The sequence below is a fragment of the Nostoc sp. genome (assembly GCF_036917155.1).
Classification (GTDB): Bacteria; Cyanobacteriota; Cyanobacteriia; order Cyanobacteriales; family Nostocaceae; genus Nostoc.
Genome location: NZ_JBALDZ010000230.1, coordinates 1 through 4,941, shown reverse-complemented (window position 1 = coordinate 4,941; position 4,941 = coordinate 1). Strand labels below are relative to the sequence as shown.

Sequence of the window (4,941 nt, the reverse complement as noted above, 5' to 3'; positions counted from 1 at the left end):
TGTGGGTTTGCACATAAGATGAAATTTGGACAACGGAGTTACAAGGGTTTGGGGCGACTAGATTCGCGCATAAAGTGAAAACCCTTACCCCACAAGAATTTCAGTCAAAGATTCAATTTGCACATAAAGTGAAATTTTGTAACTAATCACAAAAGTTAACTGCACTTTATGTGAAATTGGAAACATTAATTATTAGGGACACGGAATATCCCATAGGAAAGTAACTTGACTACCTTGGCACGAAAAATTACCAACACAGGGACGAAGAAAAACATTGGTAGATTCTTCAGCTTTAAGATGCACTCCCTGATTTGGTACGAATCTCTGAATGAAAGAAATTATATGTATCTTCTGGAAATTGATCCAGATGTCCTCTCCTATAGCACTCAACCCTTCAAAATTTCTTACATTTTAGATGACAAGGTACGGCGGTATACTCCGGATTTTTTGGTGCAACGGCAGTTGAAGCAACAAATTGTAGAAATTAAGCCAAGTTCCTGGCTTGAGGATGAAAAAAATGTCAGAAGATTTCCAGTAATAGCTTCTACTTTGAAGTCTCTCGGTTGGGAATTTGTCATCATCACTGATGAAATGATGAATAGAGGCTCTCTGTTAAATAACGTTAAACTTCTCTATCGATATGCCAAAATCCCTTTAACACTTCAAAACCTGATTATTTGTCATCAATATTTTCATTCAAAATTACCAATTCCTCTATCTACAGCGATCAAAAATTTACAACCTCAAGGAATTGATAAACCAATTTTATTAAAATTAATTTTTTTAGGATTTTTAAAAACTGATTTAATGGCTCAACTAAAGAATAATAGTCCCCTTTATTTATCCTCACAAGCCGACTTCGCAGGGAGTAGGGAAAATGACTAAAGTTAAATTCCAAGTAGGAATTGGCTTGTGCCTGCATAACCGTGAGTACATTATCCAAGAGAGAACAGACAACAAATTTAAACTGCTTGAAGAATCCACTGGACAAATAAATTGGCTAAGTGAAAAAGAATTAGTTCAATACTTCTTCACGGGACAGTTAAATTTTCAAAAAACGGCTGATACTGAAACCGTCAATCACTATCGAGCAGTAGATTTTTCGGAAATTCCTGAATCTCTCAAAGCTGAAGCCCAACGAAAAGAAACATATGTTCTCACAGTTTTAAAACAAAAAGTGTCAACATATACTTCATCTTCTTTGACTCCCATTATTCAGCAAGTTGCTCAACAAATTGAAGATAAACATCCTCCTTCACACATTACACTTTACCGTTGGTTAAAAGATTATCTCCCTAGTGGTGGTGATATCCGCTCATTAATTCCTAGACATCAAGGGAAAGGAAACTTTAACCCCAAAATAACCCCAGAAGTAGATAAATTAATCAAAGAAGTTATTACCGAAGTATATCTAACTCCTGAATGTCCCAATATTGCCAGCATTTATGATGTCGTTATTTGTCGCATTCTCGCTGAAAATAATTTAAGAAAATCCCAAAGAAAAGCCGCTCTAAAGATTCCTCATCGCACCACAATTTATCGCCAGATTCAACAATTAGACACGATTGAAAAAGCAGTTTGTCGTTATGGAAAGAGAACTACCAGTTTAATGTATAACCCTGTTAAAGAAGGACCGCGCCCCTCTCGTCCCTTAGAAAGAGTCGAAATTGACCATACACTTCTCCCTTTCTTTGTTGTTGATACAGACACAAGAATGCCAATTGGCACACCCTCTTTAACCAGTGCTGTTGATAAGTATTCAGGAGTTATTGTTGGCTACTACCTCAGCTTTGAGCCTTTCAGTTCGCTTTCTGTCATGCAGTGTCTACTCCACACCATTCACCCAAAAGACTATGTAAAAAACAAATTTCCTTCAGTCAAAAAGGACTGGAACGTCTATGGAATAATGGAAATTCTTGTCGTTGATAATGGAAAAGAATTTTATAGCCAACACTTTCAAGATGCTTGTCAACAATTAGGGATAAGCATTCAATATACGCCTCCTTATATGCCTTGGTATAAAAGTAGCATAGAAAGGACATTTAGTAGTTATAATACCCAGCTATTGCAGGGGCAGCCAGGGGCATTATTTCAGGAATTTACGACCCAATATGATTATGATCCCAAAAAGAATGCTGTGGTTTCTCTTGAAGCTCTGCAAGAGATGATTCACATCTTTATTGTAGACATTCATAATCAAAGTTCTCATTCTCAATTTTGTACACCTAGAGCCGAAGTTTGGTCAAAAGGAATAACTGAATACCCACCCACCTTACCACTAAATCTTCAAGAGTTAAGAGTATTGGTTGGAGCGATAGAAAAGCGGGTGATTACTAGAAGAGGTGTGGAGCTTTATGGGCTTTATTATAACAGTTGTGAGTTGGCTCGACTCCGCTCAAATTATGAAGGAGAGGACATGAGGAGGAGAGGGGGCTTGCGACAAAGAGAAAAAGCCACTATTAAGTATGACCCCACAGATTTATCAAAAATCTATGTCCTTGACCCAACCAGCCATCAGTTTATCGTCGTACCTGCGATGAATCAGGAGTACACTCAAGGACTAACTCTTTGGCAACACCGAGTTATTAAAAACTTAGCAGCTATTGAGTCAAAAAGAGTTGATATTGTGGCTTTGGCTTTAGCTAAACAGAAGATTCAAGAAATTGTTGAGCGTGAATGGCAAAAATCTTCTAAAGGGAAAACTCGTAAATCGATGGCTAGATGGTTAGGAATTGGACGTGATGATTTAAAAGTAGATGAATTTACATTTAACAATGAAGACCAAAGTAGCCAGTGCCAAAATATTAGTACAATGACTGATAAAGAGTTAGCAAGCTTGTTCAATACAAGTAGCGAGATTACAGGAATCTCTGACTTAGGTAATGCTGAGAATACCTTAATCAACTTATTAGATAATCAACAGCTAGAACGGAATGAACAAAAACCAAAATCAACAAAAAATTCTAATCATAAAACATTAAATAATCCGAAACACCAGATAACTGAAATATCAGTTAATTCTCCAGAGATAACTGATGTTTCTCCTCTTGAACAATCTGTTATTCCATCTGATGATTGGAAGCCCGATTTAACTGGCTGGGAGGTAAGCATTGGTCTACCAAAATAACGAAATTTTCGAGGACACAAGCTTAACATCTCTATTAAAAATGACTTTATCTGAAAAATTTCAAATTATTAATAACATTTACGTTATTTACCCTCGGCTTCAGGAAATCCTCGCAGCTATAGAGTATTGCCATCATTTCTCTTCAGGTAAGGCTGAACCAGAATGTATGTTTCTTAGTGGTAATACAGGAGTTGGAAAAACTACAATCTATAAAGCTTACGCTAATAAATATCCAAAGCTTGTTACAAGAAGTGGTACAATTGTTCCTATTTTAGCTGTTACCATTCCTTCCCCAGCGACTGTTAAGACAGTAGTAACGAAATTGTTATGGAAACTTGGCGACCCCGCTTATGACAAAGGTACAATTGGTAATCAAACAATTCGTTTAATTGGTCTACTCAAAGATTGTCAAGTTGAATTAATTATTTTAGACGAATTCCAACACTTTATTGACCGGGATTCAGAGCGAGTTCTCAAAACAGTTTCGGATTGGTTGAAGACTTTAATTTTAGATACAAACTTGCCAATTATTTTAATTGGTTTGCCTGAAGCTGAAGAAGTTCTTAAACTTAAATCTCATTCTCAACTCAGTCGCCGCTTTGCTAACCGTCATTATCTCTCATCTTTTGAATGGCAGGCAGATGGTGGTGCAGAATTTCGGACTTTTTTACATTTATTAGAGTCAAAGCTTCCTCTAGCTCAAGCTTCAAATTTATCCGAAGTATATACAGCAAGAAGGCTTTACTACGCTTCAGATGGAGTCGTTGCTCATATAATGAAGCTAGTTCGGTATGGAGCTTATTTAGCTCTTAACCAAAATCAAGAAAAACTTGACTTAAATATTTTAGCAACGGCTTTTGAAAAATCTGTTCGAGCCGATAAACCTGATAAAAATAATCCTTTCATCACTGATAAATTTGAAATTGAGACAGTCCATTCTCCAACTGTAAACTTAGAAGTTGGTGGAACTAATAAACGGCTTAGGTCTAAATCTAAACTTTTAAAAGCTGCTCAAATATTAAGAAACTCTTAAATAAAATATACTCTTATCAAGTGCTTTTACGAACTCCAACTCCCTATGAAGATGAAAGTTTAGCTGGTTATCTAATTCGGCTAAGTGAAAGTAATTATTATTATTCTCCTAATTGGATTTTGCAGCTAGCTGCCTTACATATCAATCGAGGAATTCTTCTTGTTAAAAATCCCTATAAGCCTTCCCAACTCGGTCAACTTATTCAAATGACCGATGAGCAGCTAATACTAATGGCTTCTCTCACTTATCAACTACCTTCTGAGATTACTTCCCAGCAATACACCCTTTATAAATTTGCTATAAAACTGTGTCCTTATTGTTTGACCGAATCTGCTTATTGTCGCAAAATTTGGGATTGGGATCTAGTAAAAGCTTGTTACTTACATCAATGTGTACTGCTTAAAAAATGTCCTAATTGTCACAAAGGTATTCGGTGGTCTAGACCCGCAGTCACAAGATGTCGATGTGGTTTCGATTTTCGTTCTGGGCAAGTTGAAATAGCCACCTCTGAGCAAGTTAATTTGTCTGCATACTTATCCTCATTGCAGAAAAGCCTTGCTACTGTGCAAGTAAGTCGGCATCAACAGAAACTACAAGATGCCTCAAATGATAGTTTTGCCTGATGTATTGAAGTTGTGATTCGGAAATTTCACTTTATCTGCGAATTCACTATTTGGCTCAAACCCTCACTCCACATTCAATTTCACTTTATGCGCGAATCTAGTCGCCCCAAACCCTTGTAACTACGTTGTCCAAATTTCATCTTATGTGCAAACCCACA

At 36.7% G+C, this 4,941-nt stretch carries 4 protein-coding genes; all 4 read left to right on the top strand.

What is annotated here, in order from left to right; all coding sequences use genetic code 11:
- Nucleotides 1–234: 234 nt before the first annotated feature.
- Genes V7K67_RS30890 through V7K67_RS30875 form a run of 4 tightly spaced genes read left to right on the top strand, consistent with a single transcriptional unit; the run spans nucleotide 235 to nucleotide 4,783 of the window.
- On the top strand, nucleotides 235–885 hold the full coding sequence (locus V7K67_RS30890; protein ID WP_335169850.1) for a TnsA endonuclease N-terminal domain-containing protein: 651 nt from the start codon (nucleotides 235–237) through the stop codon (nucleotides 883–885).
- A complete protein-coding gene (locus V7K67_RS30885) occupies nucleotides 878–3,127 on the top strand; it encodes a Mu transposase C-terminal domain-containing protein (RefSeq protein WP_335169848.1) in 2,250 nt (749 codons plus the stop codon). The genes V7K67_RS30890 and V7K67_RS30885 overlap by 8 nt, the downstream gene beginning before the upstream one ends.
- A gap of 40 nt (nucleotides 3,128–3,167) precedes the next feature.
- Nucleotides 3,168–4,160, top strand: coding sequence for a TniB family NTP-binding protein (locus V7K67_RS30880; protein ID WP_335169846.1), 993 nt, complete (start codon nucleotides 3,168–3,170; stop codon nucleotides 4,158–4,160).
- A 20-nt stretch (nucleotides 4,161–4,180) separates the two neighbouring features.
- Nucleotides 4,181–4,783, top strand: coding sequence for a TniQ family protein (locus tag V7K67_RS30875; protein WP_334733905.1), 603 nt, complete (start codon nucleotides 4,181–4,183; stop codon nucleotides 4,781–4,783).
- The last annotated feature ends 158 nt before the right edge of the window (nucleotides 4,784–4,941 follow it).

Coding starts and splice junctions, on each gene's coding strand:
- V7K67_RS30885 (WP_335169848.1), top strand. CDS start 878: ATGACTAAAGTTAAATTCCAAGTAGGAATTGGCTTGTGCCTGCATAAC.
- V7K67_RS30880 (WP_335169846.1), top strand. CDS start 3,168: ATGACTTTATCTGAAAAATTTCAAATTATTAATAACATTTACGTTATT.